The following is a 17,030-nucleotide window of genomic DNA, read 5'->3' as shown; positions in this document are numbered from 1 at the left end:
TGTGGTTGTCTTACTGAGTTAAAGACAATAGCGATTGACCTAATTGAGAGACTTTATTCAATAAGGTTCTGAAATCGTTAATAGTTAAACACGGGTTTAAAATCGTGAACTTTAATGCCACTTTATCGTCAACAACGGTTTCACCCAGTACGGCTTGCCCTTGCACTAAGGCATCTATGCGCAATTGTTTATTTAGTTGGTTAAGTTGTTGCTCATTTAAGTTTGCTCCTTCACCTACAAAACGGAATAACACTGTCGATAAAGCAGGATCGGCCAATAACTCAAATTGCGGTTGTTGATTAACTAAATCGGCGACATGTTGCGTTTGATTAATAAGATGGTCGTACATTTCACCTAATGCATCAGCGCCAACGCTTTGCATTGTCATTAACACTTTTAAAGCATCAAAACGCTTAGTTGTTGCTATTGATTTATCCACTAAATTTGGCAGTAAATCATCTTCACGATTAAGATAGTCTGCATGATGGAGCAGGTATTTAAAGTGCGCTTTATCTTTCACTAATACTGCACCACAGCTAATCGGCTGAAAGAAAAGTTTATGAAAATCGACGCTTAAAGAATCCGCTTTTTCAATACCATGTAAACGACTTTGATGACGACTTAAAATAAGTGCACCACCGTATGCGCCATCAACATGGAACCAAAGATTGTGACGAGCGGAAATGTCTGCCAATCCGGTAAGATCATCAATTGCACCGTGATCTGTTGTCCCAGCAGTGCCAATAACGGCAAACGGAATAAGATCATCTGCTTTTAAAGCTTCAATAGTGGTAATCAATGATGCCAATTGAATAGTGCCATCAGGATTGGTATCAACACAGACAACAGATTGTTCACCAAGCCCCATCAACGACGCTGATTTTTGGACGGTGAAATGGGACTTTTTCGAGCATAATATACGTAGTTTATCCGCGTATGATGGCAAACCTTGTTGCTGAATATTATGGCCAGAGATAGTGTCGGCAGCCCAATCACGTGCTAACAATAATCCCATCAGATTACTTTGCGTTCCCCCACTGGTAAACACACCATCTGCTTGTTGGCCTAATTGATAAACATCACACAACCAATCAACGATTTTCTGTTCAACAAACGTTGCTGCACTGGCCTGATCCCATGAATCCATTGACTGATTCAATGCGGCAATAAAAGCTTCTGCAGCAATAGCTGGGACAAGTGGCGGAGTATGTAAATGCGCAATACAATGCGGATGTTGCACCATAATTGAGTGCTTCGCGATAAGATCGCCTGTTTGATCAATCACGGCATCAAGTGAGGACTGAGGCTGATTTAAATCAATACCATTTATAAGCGTTTTTAATAATTGAGGATCCATCCCTGAATAAGGCTGATTAGTTTGTTCAAAGACCTTTTTTAGCACTTGAGTCGTTTGATTCAGTGCCGTTTCAAAGCTCTCAGATCCGCCTTTACCCGTTTGAATAAAGTACTCTTTCCAATTCGCTTTATTATCCGACTCTAAAACCAATCCTTGTTCAATCGGTTCAACATGTACCTCAATAGCCTCTTTAACCGTATTAATCACAAAATCAAGTTGTTCAAAGCTAATGATAAGAGGCGGTAAAAAGCGTAATACCGAGCCTTGACGCCCACCTTTTTCAATAATCAAACCGCGCTCTAATGCAGAGCGTTGAATCGCAGCGGTTAACTCAGGATCGGCGATCGGCTCATCAAACTTATTCTTACTACCATCAGGTTGGACAATTTCGATGCCCAGCATTAAGCCTTTACCGCGCACTTCAGCAATACAGCTTGTTTGTGCTGCCACTTTTTCTAAACCGCGACGCAGATACATACCGGCTTTGTGAGCATGCTCAACTAAACCGTCTCGTTCGATAATTTCTAACGTTTTAGCGCCTGTTGCCATCGCTAACTGGTTGCCACGAAATGTGCCGGTATGCTCTCCAGGGTTCCAACTATCAATCTCTTTATTAAAAACAAGGACTGACATTGGCAAACCACCGCCCACCGCTTTTGATAAACAAAGAATATCTGGCGTGATACCTGATTCTTCAAACGCAAAATTGTGACCAGTTTTACCAATACCGCATTGGATCTCATCAAAGATAAGTAGAATGCCATGCTCTTGCGTTATTCGACGTAATTCTCGCAGCCAAAAAGCAGGTGCGGGAATAACCCCGCCCTCACCTTGAACAGGCTCTACAATGATGGCTGCAGGTTTTTGAATTCCGCTTTCATCGTCACTCAGCATATGTTCGATATAACGTAAGCTTTGTTTTGCGCCTTCATCGCCAGACAAACCATACGGACAGCGTAATGAATATGGGAATGGCAGGAAATGTACATCAGCCATTAACCCTTGACGGCGAGATTTAGTGTTTAAATTTCCCATCATAGCCATCGTGCCATTTGTCATTCCATGATAAGCACCATGAAAAGCTGCCATGGTATTTCTACCTGTTGTTTGTTTGGCTAGTTTAATCGCAGCTTCTACGGCATCAGCCCCTGTAGGGCCACAAAACTGTACACAAGCATTATTCGCAAACGACTCGGGTAAAAAGCTCAACAATTGCTTAATAAATTTATCTTTAGCAACCGTTGTGATATCCAGCGTTTGATATGGTAAGCCTGATTCTAATTGGTCAACAATTGACTTATTAATTTCTGGGTGATTATAGCCAAGTGCTAGTGTTCCAGCCCCAGCTAGGCAATCAATAAACAATTGCCCACGAGTATCTTCAACTAATACACCTGCTGCTTTCGCTATTGCTAAAGGTAAACGTCTTGGGTATGAGCGTACATCCGATTCATAGTGCTCTTGGCTTAATAACAATTCATCAAGCGTTAAGTCATATAAACCATTAACAACAGGCACTGTTGTTGATAAATCAGTGTCGCCAAAATTAAAAAGTGTAGACATATTTCGTTCCTGTCATCACTTAGCTTTTGCACAAAAAACGTAACAAAAGATAAGTAAAAACTATATTAATAACGATATAAATACCGAGTTAAGATATCTTTAAATATAAAATCACACGTAAAGTACAAATGTATAGAGACAATAAGTATCTAGAACAATATGCAACTCAATGTTTAGTGTGATTTTCGATCAGGAACGATCAAGGCTCCGTAATAATACGGTATTTCGGTAAATGAAAACCAAAATGAAATGAAAGTGATAATAGATCCACTGTTGGGTCCCTTAAATATGAGTCAGCTCTTACAAAACTGAACATCGTATAATTTCCCTTCTATTTATGCTGATAAGCACAAATACCTACTGCGTAATTGCTAAGTGAACTACGTTATTATCTTACTCAATCTAAGACCGAGCAAAAATACCACAACCTATTAATAAAAAACAACATTGAAAAATAAAAAGATACAAACTTTTACAAATTACCACGCGCGAAAATTTAGCCATAATTCGACTGTTACTAGAGCTAAAACAACCTTTAACATTACAAGTTAAAAAGCCCAATAAATATAAATATCATTATAATTCAATAAGGTAAAATCATTTACAGCATACTAACGAAAAGAAGTGAGGAGGCCGTGTTATAGAACTGCAAATCTAATGCATTGATTTTGTTTGAGTACCACTAAAGTGGTATTTAGAATACCACTTGATTTAAATCATATTTCTTCACATTTTGTCTTAATACACTACAACCAATTTAAGGCATGGTGAAGTAAGTGTTATGAGCAAAATTAAATTGGCAATTATCGGCAACGGTATGGTCGGCCACCGTTACATCGAAGAATTAATAGATAGATCGGATATCAAAAACTACGAAGTAACTGTGTTTTGTGAAGAGCCTCGTATTGCTTACGATAGAGTACATTTATCTTCTTATTTTTCTCACCATACGGCTGATGAGCTCTCTCTTGTTAAGCAAGGACTTTACGAAAAACATGGAATTAATGTTTTGCTCGGCGAACGCGCCATTAACATTAATCGTGAACAAAAGCTTATTCTCTCTAATACAGGTCGTGAAATTCGCTACGATAAACTCATCATGGCAACCGGATCTTACCCTTGGGTTCCACCCATTAAAGGTAGCGAAAACAAAGACTGTTTTGTTTACCGCACGATCGAAGATCTTAAAGCAATTGAATTAACCGCTAAACGCAGTAAAAGTGGCGTTGTCATCGGTGGCGGACTACTTGGCTTAGAAGCGGCTGGCGCACTAAAAGCACTGGGTGTTGAAACTCATGTTATTGAGTTTGCTAATGTCCTTATGGCTGAGCAACTTGATCCTCAAGGTGGTCAGCAGCTACGAAACAAAATAGAACAACTCGGCGTAAATGTTCACACAGGTAAAAATACCCAAGAGATCATCCCTTCCGGTGAAAATGCACGTAATACTCTGCAGTTTGCAGATGGTACTTCTCTTGAAGTTGATTTCATCGTGTTCTCTACCGGTATCCGTCCGCAAGATAAATTAGCTATACAATGTGGATTAACAACAGGGCAGCGCGGCGGTATTGCAATTAACAACGCCTGCCAAACATCAGATGCTGATGTTTACGCCATTGGTGAATGTGCCTCTTGGAATAACATGTTCTTTGGCTTAGTGGCGCCAGGTTACAAAATGGCACAAATTGCGGTTGGTCACTTATTAGGTGAAGAACTACAGTTTGAAGGTGCTGATATGAGTGCCAAGTTGAAGCTGCTCGGTGTAAAAGTTGGCAGTATTGGTGATGCTAATGGTCGTACTGAAAACTGTAAAAGCTACGTCTATTTAAACGAACAAGAAGAAGTATATAAGCGCATTATTGTTTCTGAAGATGGTAAATACCTTCTTGGTGCAGTACTTGTTGGCGATACATCAGATTACGGTAACCTTTTACAATTATCGCTAAACAATATTGAGCTACCAGAAAATCCTGACAGTTTAATCTTACCTGCTCATGCGGGTGCAGAAAAACCTGCCATGGGCGTGGAATCCCTACCAGAAAGCGCAGTGATGTGTTCCTGTTTTGATGTAACGAAAGGCAAGATTGCAGCAGCTGTTGCTGAAGGACACACGACATTAGGTGAAATCAAAGCCGTTACCAAAGCGGGTACAGGCTGTGGCGGTTGTTTACCTCTCATCACGCAAGTACTGAACAGCGAATTAGCGAAAGCCGGTATTGAAGTGAATAATCACCTATGTGAACACTTCGCTTATTCTCGCCAAGAGTTATTCCACTTGATCCGTATTGAAGAGATCAAGTCGTTTGATGAACTTCTATCGAAATACGGTAAAGGTTACGGCTGTGAAACCTGTAAGCCAACCGTTGGCTCTATTTTGGCTTCTTGTTGGAACGATTATGTACTAACGCCTCAAAATACCCCACTGCAAGATACCAACGACATTTTCCTTGGCAACATGCAAAAAGATGGCACTTATTCAGTGATCCCTCGTATGACAGGTGGTGAAGTAACACCTGCTGGATTACTCGCCGTTGCACAAGTCGCTAATGATTATAATTTATATACCAAAATCACAGGTGCACAACGTATCGGTTTATTTGGCGCACAAAAAGATGATTTACCAGCCATTTGGCAACGTTTAATTGAAGCTGGATTTGAAACAGGCCAAGCCTATGCCAAAGCGCTACGTATGGCCAAAACCTGTGTCGGAAGCACATGGTGCCGTTTTGGTGTGCAAGACAGTGTCGGTTTAGGTGTTGAATTAGAAAACCGCTACAAAGGTATTCGTACCCCTCACAAAATGAAGTTTGGTGTATCAGGTTGTACTCGTGAATGTGCAGAAGCACAGGGCAAAGACTTAGGTCTTATTGCAACAGATGCAGGTTGGAATATGTATGTTGGTGGTAACGGTGGCATGAAACCACGCCATGGTGATTTGCTGGCAGCCGATCTCGACCACGACACCTTAATCAAATACGTTGATCGCTATTTAATGTTCTATGTCCGTACAGCAGACAAACTGCAACGTACTTCAACATGGTTAGAAAACCTTGATGGTGGTGTTGAGTACCTCCGTGAAGTGATCATTAACAACAAACTGGGTATAAACGATCAACTTGAAGCTGATATTGAAAAGCTGATTAGCTCTTACCACTGTGAATGGTCAAATACGTTAGATAATGAACAGCAACTAAAACGCTTTAGTCACTTTATTAACAGTGATAAGCGTGATGATAACGTCGTATTTGTACCCAGCCGTGACCAACATCGTCCCGCGTCTAACGAAGAAAAAGCCAACACTTACACCATTTCATTGGAGGAGAATGTATGAGTTCTTGGAACACTGCATGTCAATTAGACGATTTAATTCCTGGTACTGGCGTGTGCGCTCTTATTGAAGATAAGCAAGTTGCCATCTTTCGTCCCGATCATAGCGAACAAGTCTTTGCGATAAATAATATGGATCCGTTTTCAAAATCCAATGTGTTATCTCGTGGGCTTATTTGCCAACACCAAGATGAGTTATGGGTCGCTAGCCCATTAAAAAAACAACGGTTTTCACTGCGTGATGGTCGTTGCTTAGAAAATTCAGCAATGAACATTGAAAGTTACAAAGTAAAAATCAAAGACGGCAATGTGTTAGTCCAGCTATAACGACAGAAATGGGAAGTAGCGTGATGTTATTTCCCCCTTTTCGGCATAGGTAATAGAACAACACCACGTTATCTATTCCAAAAAGTTTAATTTTATACAGGGACAAAACTATGTACGCAGACACAATTAAAAAATGCTCAGCCAATGCCGCACGTATTGTTGAATTTGCAAATAAAGAAAAATTTGGTTTTTGGTTAAGCTCAGCTATGGCTGGTGCTTATGTTGGTCTTGGCATTATTCTTATTTTCACTTTAGGCAATATGGTTGATCCCTCTATTCGCCCACTTGTTATGGGAGCAACCTTTGGTATAGCTCTTACCCTTGTGATTATTGCAGGCTCTGAATTATTCACCGGACACACTATGTTTTTAACTTTTGGTGTTAAAACAGGCCAAATCACCATCGCTGATACAGTTCGCGTTTTACCACAAACTTGGCTGGGAAACTTACTGGGCTCGGTTGGCGTCGCATTACTGTTTTTCTACGCAGGTGGCGGAAAACTATTACCTGATACAAATAGCTTATTAAATAACGTAGCACTTGCAAAAACAGACGCTTCAGCATCGGTGCTTTTATTTAAAGGTATTTTATGTAACTGGCTCGTTTGTTTAGCAATTTGGATGTGCCAACGTGTTGAAGGCTCGGCTAAATTTATTGCTATTTGGTGGTGCTTACTTGCCTTCATAGCATCAGGTTATGAGCACTCTATTGCTAACATGACCATCTTTGCTCTTTCATGGTTTGGTCAACACAAAGAAGCATTCACCCTAGCTGGAATTGGTCATAACTTATTCTGGGTAACGTTAGGTAACACAATTTCAGGTGTTGTATTTATGGGCTTAGGCTACTGGTTCATCACACCACGTAGCGAACGTCCACATTTAGGCTCTGCAAAGCAAGTTGAACAACAGAAACAAACAGCTTAATTGACGAAATAAAATAAAAATCAGCCTGGAGCAAATAGAATGACAACAAATGAAACTGTGTTTTCACTGCTAACCTTAGAAGAAAAACCTTCTGCTACTATCGGTAAAGTAATACTTGTTGGTGCTGGACCGGGTGACCCTGATTTGTTAACAGTAAAAGCATTACGTTGTATTCAACAGGCTGATGTCATTGTCTATGATCGTCTTGTGTCTAACGACATTGTTGAACTATTCCCTCAACATTGCGAACGCCTTTTTGTAGGAAAAGAAGCGGGTAATCACTGTGTACCACAAGGTGACATAAACCAAATTCTGGTAACGCAGGCACTCAGCGGAAAATTAGTGGTTAGACTTAAAGGCGGTGACCCGTTTATTTTTGGTCGAGGTGGCGAAGAACTAGAAGCCTTATTGCCGTTTAATATTCCCTTTGAAGTGGTACCTGGTATTACAGCAGCATCCGGTTGTGCGGCTTATTCTGGTATTCCATTAACCCATCGCGATCATGCACAAAGTGTTCAATTTATTACCGGACATTTAAAAGAAGGTAAAGATCAAATTGACTGGTCATCACTGGCTCGCGCTAACCACACCTTAGTCTTTTATATGGGATTAAACCAGAGCCATGTTATTCGCCATAAACTCAGTGCGTATGGCATGTCGCTGGCAACACCTATTGCTATTATTGAACGTGGTACCAGTTCACAACAACAAGTACATACTGGCGATTTGGCACACTTAGAGATATTAGCCAAAGAGGCAGAAAGCCCAGCTCTTATTGTGATAGGCAGTGTTACGACCCTCACTCATCGCTTAAATTGGTTTAAAGCAAAACAAGAGATAGAAACACAAAGCTATCCAAAAGTTTATCAATATCAAGTAAACCGTAAGGTAAGCTAACGCAATCAAATAAAAAGGCACTAAAGTTTATTACTAGTGCCTTTCATAATGTATTTGTGACTACCATTTTTACAATCAAAATAACTTAATTTACAGCCAAGCCATAACTGCTGTAGCAAATAGTCCAATAAGCCCCAGTAAACTCACTGCGAAAAAGATACTGCGTAATACTTTTAAATTAAAGTAATAACACAACATATGCCCTATTCGTCCGAATAAATAAACCACAGCGAAGCCATTAATCCAGTGAGCAATGGGCTGAGAAAATAATGCAAACAGAACGAATACAATAAAGATCCCAAGGCTTTCATTGCTATTAGCTAATGCTCTATTAGCACGAAATAAAAAGTGTTCATGGTTAGCTTCAATAGTAAAACCGGGGATATGCTTTTGACTAAGAATAGCAATATCTAATACGACTAATTGCAATAGTAACAACAATCCCAAAGAGCCAATAACCCAAATTGTCATTTTATAGGGAAGCAAAAACTCCATTGAATTATCCTTTTCTATTCGTTCTCGGTTTGCCACACCTCATAATGGCGTTCAACATTTGAAGTGACTCTCCCCCATTCAGATGCTTTGACCCGCCTTTGGTGATGTTCGAACGCAGTATTACTAGAAAACTCTTCATAAACATCAAAATAACAAGGAGAATGTGAACGTTGATAAACATTAAACACTAAACAACCAGATTCTTGCTTCGTTAATTCGACGTGCTTCTCAAGTGCTTTGCTAACACGATTAAGTTCTTCTTCAGGAACGACAATAAATCCTTTTAATATCACTTTTCCCATATTTTCAATTTCCTCAATAATCTGGAATGTTCTGCTTAATATCTACTTTAAAAAGAGATTCAATCGGCTTATCAACAAAATAGGCCCATACATGATCAAAAACACGGTGCTGATTGGGAAATGGCGTTAGTGCTTTTGCTTCTTCTAGTGTGCACCATTGATAATCTGTATGTTCGTGATTAAGTGTTACGGCTTGATTTGGAGGGCACATCACCACAAAAACCGGAATAATTTGTAGCACATTAACGTTGGCTTCAAAAAACTGCTGCAAATACTGAGCGTTATAAAGATCTACCACTTCAATTTTGGTCTCTTCTTTAAACTCACGGACAATGGCTTGCCAACCCGTTTCATTACCTTCGATAGACCCACCAACATGGCACCAATATCCACCTTTCACGCGCTTCATGAGTAGCATTTTCATCACGCCATCAATTTCTGATAACGCAACGCCCGCTACAATCGAAGAATCAATCGGGATCATCATCACTCCTTAATTTGTTGATCACTACCCTTTTCTAGTTATACACGAATAGTTATAAAAAAACGGCTGCATATTGAGCCGTTTGGTCATTATAGAAAATTAACGTGATGAACTAATAAGTAAAACTTAGAAGCTCACTTTATCTGCATCAAAGTAATAGCGTGCTGGTGCGATATTCATACCACCCGTAACCGGCAAACAAACACCTGTAATAAAACCTGCCAGATCACTTGCTAAGAAACTCACCGCATTAGCAATATCCTCAGGCTCCCCCATACGTTTAATTGGCTGCGTTGCTAAGAAATTATCAATAAACTCTTGGTTTAAATTATTTTTCACAGCATCTGTCGCGATCATTCCTGGTAGTACTGCATTACAACGAATACCAAAACTCGCGTATTGAATCGCGATTTGACGTGTCATATGGTTAATGGCATTTTTAGCCGTGCCGTAAGAGATGCTCGACATTTCAGCACTTAAAGAAGACAGTGATGAGATGTTTACAATGCTACCACCACCATGTTTAACCATCGTTGGAATAACTGCTTTTGATGGAATAAATACGCTATTTATATTAGCAAGCATATTCTTTTCCCAATCAACCACTTCAGTATGGGCTAAGTCACGATCTTTACGTAAATCTACACCGCCAAAGTTGTTAACCAGCACATCAATCTTTCCTTCTTTTTCAAGAATAGAATCAATCAACGGCGCGTAAGAATCATTATCGAACGCATTAAAAAACATCCCCGTTGCTTTACCGTTATTTTTGGTAATTTCATTAGCCGTCGCTGTTGCCTCATCAATATTCCAATCAGCAACATAGACATTGGCACCTTGAGAGGCCAATAACTTACTACATGCCTTACCAATTCCTTGTGCGCCAGCTAGTACTAGCACTGTTTTATTTTTAAACATAAACCACCCGATATCGAACAATGTTTTTATTTATTATATCTGTCACTTACAGGGAATAAATATAGATATTCGTTCAAATAATTACTGTTATCCATCTACGTAAAAAATAGTAAATAAAATATCTTATTGCACAGAGCCTTGTTAATATAAATAAAAACCATTCTCAATTGGTGAAACATGAATAACGAAGTAAAAGTAATAAACAGCAAAACTATCACAACCAATATGCAACGAATCACCTTACAAGGAGAGTGCTTATCTGCATTTTCTAAGAATAGTGCAGGAAACTACATAAAATTACTTTTTGCTGAAAATGGCAGTACTGATATTAGTCTTGTGCCGAAAGGGCAACGACCAGTGATGCGTACCTATACGATTAGAAAATATATTCCGGAACAAAATAGTATTGAAGTCGATTTTGTTCGTCATAATACAGTTCAAGGCGATCACAGTTATGCGGCTAAATGGGCGAAGCAAGCATCATTAGGCGATAAAATTAGTCTATTAGGCCCTGGGGAAATTAAAGACCTCAATCCTGATGCAGATTGGTTTTTTATGGTTGCCGATATGACTGCACTACCATCATTAACGACAAAAATACAAAGGCTGCCAATAGATGCGAAGGGATACGCCGTTATTCAAGTTATTGATAAAGAGGATATACAGGAATTATCTAAGCCTGAAGATATTAAAGTGATATGGATAACAGCCTCTGAATCGCTAGCAGATACTGTCACATCATTACCTTGGAAAGATGGCAAGGTTTCTGTTTGGTCAGCCTGTGAATTCGATACCATGCGTGAACTACGACAATATTTTCGTAATGAAAAAAACGTTGAAAGAGAGTTCATTTACATTAGCAGTTATTGGAAAAACGGTGTGTCAGAAGATGGCCACAAAGACATTAAACGTCGAGATGCTGCGAACATATGAAAAGTATTAAGCACTTTTGTAATTCGTAAATGGCATAGACGTTTTTTATAGCGATTAAGTCGACTAATAAATAAAATCTGCTGATAACAAAGATGTTCATGGTAGCTCAGAAAACTAAAAGTTCACCACCTGAAAATTGAACATCATTACGAACATGATGTATATCGTGACAATGAATGCTAACTTGCGTTTAAACCAAGATGACAACATGCAGATTATATACTTTCAACAAGAAAGAGTTATAACTGCATGTTGGACATTAATGAATACTATCTTTTATACACAGGTTAGGATCTAACGCTTGCTTATCAAAAGTAGGAAAATGAGGAGTTTGTAGATACCCCCAAACAGCAAGTAATAAAAGTACGAAGGGAATTAATAAGTGCATAGCTGATATTAACCAAGCCAAAAATCCTGTTTTTACTTTCGTTGGTCGATAGACTTTTACCGCTTTAGGTGGAAAGCGCCTTTCACGAATTCCTGCGATCCCTCGCGGTATCAATATCCAACTCATCGTAAAAGCAAATAGTGGTACACCAACCATCACCAAATACCAAAAATAATCAGCGAGATTAAAACCCAACCATTCAAAGCAATGTGGACGAGATACAACATCGTTAATAATAGGTATCAGCCAGATTGTATGAAGAAAGTAAATGACGCTCCCAACGAATACTCCAGTCAAGATCCGAACCGCTTTTTATTTCTTTGAGTATTCTTGAGCATATTCCATTGCGCAGATCCCTCATCCATAATCGTTTGATTTTCACTCAATATAACTAAGAGAGGGTGTCTTAACAAATACTAGAAATATAAAAAAAGGCCTGATTAATCAGACCTTTTCCAAAAATAGGACTTGCTAGTGATTTTCTGCGTTAAGCAAATCACCTTTGGCTGCTTTTAAATATTGCACCATTGACCAGTACGTTAATACCATTGCAACATACAAAGATACATAACCTAACCATACAACGTATTCATGCGGATGCCATAACAACAATAATAGAGCAAACATCTGAGAGGCAGTCTTCACTTTCCCTACCCAAGAAACGGCAACACTTGCACGTTTACCAATTTCTGCCATCCATTCACGTAGTGCTGAAATAATAATTTCACGACCAATCATAGTGACAGCTGGGATCGTAACCCATACTGAATGATAATGCTCAACTACAAGTACTAAGGCCGTTGCTACCATGAGTTTATCAGCAACAGGATCGATAAAAGCACCAAACCGAGTTGTTTGATTTAATTTACGAGCAAGGTAGCCATCGAACCAATCGGTGACACCCGCGACCCAAAAAATTAACGCTGTTGCAAAAGCAGACCACTCGTACGGCACATAAAAGGCAATAACAAAAAATGGGATAAGCATGAGCCGGACGAAACTTAAGATGTTAGGTATTGATAAACGCATAATATTATTCTTATGTTCAAAATCAGAGTTTAATCTACTTCCCTAGCCTACTCCAAAGTCTGCTTAGGTGCGAATTTATCAGTAAATTAAACCAAAAAAGTGCAGCGAACTAATTATGTTGCAATGCATCGACTATTTTTTCTGCTAAAGCAGGACTAATACCAGGTACTTTAGCAATTTCTTCTTTACTTGCTTTCTTCAGCTCTTGCATACCACCCATATATTTGAGCAACGCTTGGCGTCGTTTAGGCCCAATACCTTCTACATCTTCAAGGCTACTACGCTTACGAACTTTTGCACGTTGGGCGCGGTGACCACTTATAGCATGGTTATGACTTTCATCACGAATATGCTGGATCAGATGCAACGCTGGTGAATCACTTGGCATAGAAAACTCTTCACCTGTAACAAATATCAGTGTTTCTAAACCAGGCTTACGTGTAGTGCCTTTTGCCACACCGACAAGCAAAGGTCGTTTTGGCCAATCAGCAATATACGGCTTCACTACATCATACGCTGTTGATAACTGACCTCTACCGCCATCTATGAAAATTATGTCTGGAATTTTATCTAATTCCATATTTTTGCTGTAGCGACGTTCCAAAACTTGTGCCATTGCTGCGTAATCATCACCGCCAGTAATACCCGTTATATTATAACGACGATACTCTTGCTTTAATGGTCCTTCCTGATTGAAGACAACGCATGAGGCTACCGTTTTTTCACCCATAGTATGGCTAATATCAAAACATTCCATACGTGAAATCGGCTTTAAGTTTAAAGCTTGTTGAAGAGCAAAGAAACGCTCTTGTATCGTTAAACGGTGATTAATTTTGCTCGTCAGTGCGGTTTCTGCATTCGTCTTTGCCAATTTTAAATACTGAGCACGACTGCCTCGTGGATTATATTTAAAATTAATAGTACGCCCAGCCATTTCCGTTAACGCTTTAGCAATAGTTTCACCTTCTTCACCCAGCGTTTCACTTAATAAAATGACGCTCGGGATCACTCGACCTTCAACTTGGTTGAAATAGTATTGAGTAACAAACCCTGAAAGGACTTCTGTTAACGTTGCATCAACGGGCACTTTAGGAAAATAACTGCGACTACCTAAGATCTTACCTTGACGAATATATAATCCATGAATGCATGCCAGCCCATTACTGTGTGCAATACCAATGACATCAATATCATCTTCATTGTCTTGGCTTACAAACTGCTGTTCTTGGATACGTCTTAGTGCTTGGATCTGGTCGCGATATCGTGCCGCTTGCTCAAACTCTAACGCTTGGCTAGCTTGCTCCATTTTCTCAACCATAATGCTAATCACTTGGCGATCTTTACCCTGCAAAAATAATCGCACCAATTGCACTTGCTGTTGATAGTCATCGTCGCTGATCAACCCTTCGACACAAGGCCCAGAGCAGCGCCCAATTTGATACATCAAACATGGACGACTTCGGTTAGCATATACTGAATCTTCACACTGACGCACCGGAAAGATTTTCTGCATAAGATGCAAACTTTCGCGTACTGCACCAGCATCAGGATATGGGCCAAAGTATTCACCTTTGCGACGTTTAACACCGCGGTGAATCGACAAGCGTGGATGCTTGCTGGCACTTAGAAGAATATAAGGATAAGACTTATCATCACGCAGTAATACATTATATTTAGGTAAATACTGCTTGATATAGTTATGTTCAAGGATAAGTGCTTCTGTTTCAGTATGGGTTACTGTCACATCCACATTGCAGATATTTTTAACCAAAGCACGTGTTTTTTCACCCGCAACATTAGTTCGAAAATAACTAGAAAGGCGTTTTTTTAAATCTTTTGCTTTACCGACGTAAATAACCACACCAGTAGCGTCATACATACGATAGACGCCTGGCTGGTGTGTTACTGTTTTCAGAAAAGCTTGAGGATCAAAACTTTTTTCTTTTGGAACATCTGACACTATAACGTCTCTGTATCAAGCATTCCATGTCGAATGGCAAGATGCGTTAATTCAACATCACCACTAATATCCAGTTTGTTAAACAAACGATAGCGATAACTATTAACGGTTTTCGGACTCAAATTTAATTGCTCCGAAATATCTGTTACTTTTTGCCCTTTCGTGATCATCATCATTATCTGAAGTTCGCGCTCAGAAAGCTCTTTAAAAGGATTCTCAGAATTTGAAGCAAATTGGCTTAACGCCATCTGCTGCGCAATTTCAGGTGAAATATAACGCTGGCCACTGTTTACCATTCTTATTGCGTTAACCATTTCATCAGGTCCCGCTCCCTTCGTTAAGTAACCGGCAGCACCTGCTTGCATTACTTTTGTCGGAAATGGGTTTTCGGTATGAATTGTTAAAACAATAATTTTTACATCGGGATTGAATCGTAAAATCTTACGGGTCGCTTCAAGTCCACCAATACCAGGCATATTCATATCCATAAGAATAATGTCGGCATGATTGCTACGACACCATTTTACGGCTTCCTCACCACTGATGGCTTCCCCTACCACTTTAATACCACGGACATCTTCAAGAAGACGTCGAATCCCTGTGCGAACCAGTTCGTGATCATCTACAAGGAATACATTAATCAAGCTGTATCTCCAATGATTTGGCTCTGCACCCAGCCAGAATGGCAGGATAGCTACTACTAATACTACATAATTCTACCTTAACTTAACACTTCACCAAATGCTGATTCTGTGTATCAGCGCAAAGTTTAGTATCAAGTTAAAGCTTGACAATACGTTGTTCTATTATTCTTTATTACACGCTTCAAAATAAAGAGTGCACATTGATTATTTCCTATTTGGGAAAAAAAATAAAGCGAAAAATATAATATTTCCAATTAGTTATAATTATCAATCAAATAACAATTTGTTACATCAATTATGATTTATAAAATTCAGATCTAACGCTAGATTTGTAATGCTTTTTACTGTACCCACTATATTGAGTGTAATTGATTATGTGATTTTTTTTACTTAAATAGAAAAATAAGCGCAAAAAAATACCAGTAACAAAGACACTCCAACCTCTTAAGCCCTAATACTCAAATTTTTACAACAGCATTCCTAACCCAACAAAAACTACGAACACATTGTAAAAAAACACGTTTTATTGACTCTATAACGTATTGAATAATTGAATGAAATAACAGCAAATACAGACTAAATTTTAGTTTTGAATATTTATTTAAATAAAGTCGCTCATTCTTTAGACGTCTAGATGTAAAGCATTCCCATCGCTTACTTAATAGAGTATTATGTGCGCCGCTTTTGGTTCTACTCTTTTTTCGATATCTCGAACTCAGAAATTAGGCCGACACCGCTCTTGTTTTATAATGGATTATTCGCGTTGAGTGACAACATTTAGCATAACTTGCTATTGATTATCACCAACTTTGGCATGGCTGCTGAACCGGTGACATTTACTTAACCATAAAGCATACGCGAATCCAGTTTTTATATGTGTTGTTCAATATACGTTGAATAATTATCAAGAGTTTACAAGGTTTAGTTATGAGTCTTTCAGCCAAAACGGTTGTTCTGATTGCTATCGGTGCTGCACTTTACGGCATTGGGGGGTTACCTATGTTTGGTATTCCTGTTTTTGCAAACACAACTTTAAAGCCAGCAATGGCTGTACTGGCACTATTCGCTGTTCTATTTGGCCCATTAGTTGGCTTTCTTGTTGGTTTTATCGGCCACTGGGTAACAGATCTGTTTGCCGGATGGGGAGTATGGTTCACTTGGGTTTTAGGCTCTGGAATCGTTGGTATGATCATTGGCTTATATCCTAAACTCACCCGCGAACGCTTGGAAAAAGGCCTTTTTTCTAAACTTGATTTCACTCTATTTGTAGTACTCGCATTCTTAGGCAATGTGATTGGTTATGGCTGCTCTGCCTTTTTAGACTCTATTCTCTATGCCGAACCTTTTGCCAAAGTCTTAGCGCAACTTGTCATTATTGCGGCAGGTAACACAACGTTAATTGCCGTTGTCGGACACTTTATTTTGACATCTGTTGCTAAACGTAAACAGCAAAGCTACAACCTCAAAGAGGCATATTAAG

General features: G+C 39.2%; 15 protein-coding genes. 6 read left to right on the top strand and 9 right to left on the bottom strand.

Going from position 1 to position 17,030, the window contains the following annotated elements:
- Positions 1-10: 10 nt before the first annotated feature.
- Entirely contained in the window at positions 11-2,920 is a 2,910-nt protein-coding gene (locus BTO08_RS04030) for a pyridoxal phosphate-dependent class III aminotransferase (RefSeq protein ID WP_105059996.1), read from the bottom strand.
- Between the two features lie 781 nt (positions 2,921-3,701).
- Here BTO08_RS04030 and nirB point away from each other — a divergent pair.
- The 4 genes from nirB (at position 3,702) to cobA (ending at position 8,397) form a co-directional block, all read left to right on the top strand.
- Complete coding sequence (nirB, locus tag BTO08_RS04025; RefSeq protein ID WP_105059995.1) at positions 3,702-6,251, top strand: nitrite reductase large subunit NirB; 2,550 nt, start codon at positions 3,702-3,704, stop codon at positions 6,249-6,251.
- Positions 6,248-6,574: a nitrite reductase small subunit NirD gene (gene nirD / locus BTO08_RS04020; protein WP_105059994.1), complete on the top strand. Its 327-nt coding sequence runs from the start codon at positions 6,248-6,250 to the stop codon at positions 6,572-6,574. The genes nirB and nirD overlap by 4 nt, the downstream gene beginning before the upstream one ends.
- A gap of 110 nt (positions 6,575-6,684) precedes the next feature.
- Positions 6,685-7,500, top strand: coding sequence for a nitrite transporter NirC (nirC, locus tag BTO08_RS04015; RefSeq protein WP_105059993.1), 816 nt, complete (start codon positions 6,685-6,687; stop codon positions 7,498-7,500).
- Positions 7,501-7,539: 39 nt separating this feature from the next.
- Positions 7,540-8,397 (top strand): uroporphyrinogen-III C-methyltransferase, encoded by an 858-nt coding sequence (cobA, locus tag BTO08_RS04010; RefSeq protein ID WP_105059992.1) that lies wholly within the window; start codon positions 7,540-7,542, stop codon positions 8,395-8,397.
- Between the two features lie 90 nt (positions 8,398-8,487).
- On the opposite strand, the gene BTO08_RS04005 is transcribed toward cobA, so the two are convergent.
- The 4 genes from BTO08_RS04005 to BTO08_RS03990 form a co-directional block, all read right to left on the bottom strand.
- On the bottom strand, positions 8,488-8,892 hold the full coding sequence (locus tag BTO08_RS04005; RefSeq protein ID WP_105059991.1) for an MAPEG family protein: 405 nt from the start codon (positions 8,890-8,892) through the stop codon (positions 8,488-8,490).
- Positions 8,893-8,906: 14 nt separating this feature from the next.
- Positions 8,907-9,194, bottom strand: coding sequence for a putative quinol monooxygenase (locus BTO08_RS04000; protein WP_105059990.1), 288 nt, complete (start codon positions 9,192-9,194; stop codon positions 8,907-8,909).
- A gap of 13 nt (positions 9,195-9,207) precedes the next feature.
- Entirely contained in the window at positions 9,208-9,678 is a 471-nt protein-coding gene (locus BTO08_RS03995; protein WP_105059989.1) for an NUDIX hydrolase, read from the bottom strand.
- A gap of 126 nt (positions 9,679-9,804) precedes the next feature.
- Positions 9,805-10,596, bottom strand: a complete 792-nt coding sequence (locus tag BTO08_RS03990; RefSeq protein WP_045132748.1) for an SDR family NAD(P)-dependent oxidoreductase — start codon at positions 10,594-10,596, stop codon at positions 9,805-9,807.
- Positions 10,597-10,773: 177 nt separating this feature from the next.
- Between BTO08_RS03990 and BTO08_RS03985 the strand changes: the two genes are divergently transcribed.
- Entirely contained in the window at positions 10,774-11,529 is a 756-nt protein-coding gene (locus BTO08_RS03985; protein ID WP_105059988.1) for a siderophore-interacting protein, read from the top strand.
- A 259-nt stretch (positions 11,530-11,788) separates the two neighbouring features.
- On the opposite strand, the gene BTO08_RS03980 is transcribed toward BTO08_RS03985, so the two are convergent.
- From BTO08_RS03980 to uvrY, 4 genes are all read right to left on the bottom strand, one after another.
- Positions 11,789-12,214, bottom strand: a complete 426-nt coding sequence (locus BTO08_RS03980; RefSeq protein ID WP_105059987.1) for a hypothetical protein — start codon at positions 12,212-12,214, stop codon at positions 11,789-11,791.
- Positions 12,215-12,388: 174 nt separating this feature from the next.
- Complete coding sequence (pgsA, locus tag BTO08_RS03975; protein ID WP_005368388.1) at positions 12,389-12,946, bottom strand: CDP-diacylglycerol--glycerol-3-phosphate 3-phosphatidyltransferase; 558 nt, start codon at positions 12,944-12,946, stop codon at positions 12,389-12,391.
- A gap of 109 nt (positions 12,947-13,055) precedes the next feature.
- Entirely contained in the window at positions 13,056-14,906 is a 1,851-nt protein-coding gene (gene uvrC / locus BTO08_RS03970) for an excinuclease ABC subunit UvrC (RefSeq protein WP_105059986.1), read from the bottom strand.
- On the bottom strand, positions 14,906-15,550 hold the full coding sequence (gene uvrY / locus BTO08_RS03965; RefSeq protein ID WP_005368391.1) for a UvrY/SirA/GacA family response regulator transcription factor: 645 nt from the start codon (positions 15,548-15,550) through the stop codon (positions 14,906-14,908). Before uvrY ends, uvrC begins: the two co-directional genes overlap by 1 nt.
- Before the next feature lie 927 nt (positions 15,551-16,477).
- Here uvrY and BTO08_RS03960 point away from each other — a divergent pair.
- Positions 16,478-17,029: an ECF-type riboflavin transporter substrate-binding protein gene (locus BTO08_RS03960; RefSeq protein ID WP_005368393.1), complete on the top strand. Its 552-nt coding sequence runs from the start codon at positions 16,478-16,480 to the stop codon at positions 17,027-17,029.
- Position 17,030 lies beyond the last annotated feature (1 nt).

It is taken from the genome of Photobacterium angustum (genome assembly GCF_002954615.1).
Lineage (GTDB): Bacteria > Pseudomonadota > Gammaproteobacteria > Enterobacterales > Vibrionaceae > Photobacterium > Photobacterium angustum_A.
This window is presented reverse-complemented; position numbering and strand designations above follow the sequence as displayed.

Bases quoted from the DNA above. Each gene is read 5' to 3' on its own strand.
- BTO08_RS04030 (WP_105059996.1), bottom strand. From the start codon at position 2,920: ATGTCTACACTTTTTAATTTTGGCGACACTGATTTATCAACAACAGTG.
- nirB (WP_105059995.1), top strand. From the start codon at position 3,702: ATGAGCAAAATTAAATTGGCAATTATCGGCAACGGTATGGTCGGCCAC.
- nirD (WP_105059994.1), top strand. From the start codon at position 6,248: ATGAGTTCTTGGAACACTGCATGTCAATTAGACGATTTAATTCCTGGT.
- nirC (WP_105059993.1), top strand. From the start codon at position 6,685: ATGTACGCAGACACAATTAAAAAATGCTCAGCCAATGCCGCACGTATT.
- cobA (WP_105059992.1), top strand. From the start codon at position 7,540: ATGACAACAAATGAAACTGTGTTTTCACTGCTAACCTTAGAAGAAAAA.
- BTO08_RS04005 (WP_105059991.1), bottom strand. From the start codon at position 8,892: ATGGAGTTTTTGCTTCCCTATAAAATGACAATTTGGGTTATTGGCTCT.
- BTO08_RS04000 (WP_105059990.1), bottom strand. From the start codon at position 9,194: ATGGGAAAAGTGATATTAAAAGGATTTATTGTCGTTCCTGAAGAAGAA.
- BTO08_RS03995 (WP_105059989.1), bottom strand. From the start codon at position 9,678: ATGATCCCGATTGATTCTTCGATTGTAGCGGGCGTTGCGTTATCAGAA.
- BTO08_RS03990 (WP_045132748.1), bottom strand. From the start codon at position 10,596: ATGTTTAAAAATAAAACAGTGCTAGTACTAGCTGGCGCACAAGGAATT.
- BTO08_RS03985 (WP_105059988.1), top strand. From the start codon at position 10,774: ATGAATAACGAAGTAAAAGTAATAAACAGCAAAACTATCACAACCAAT.
- pgsA (WP_005368388.1), bottom strand. From the start codon at position 12,946: ATGCGTTTATCAATACCTAACATCTTAAGTTTCGTCCGGCTCATGCTT.
- BTO08_RS03960 (WP_005368393.1), top strand. From the start codon at position 16,478: ATGAGTCTTTCAGCCAAAACGGTTGTTCTGATTGCTATCGGTGCTGCA.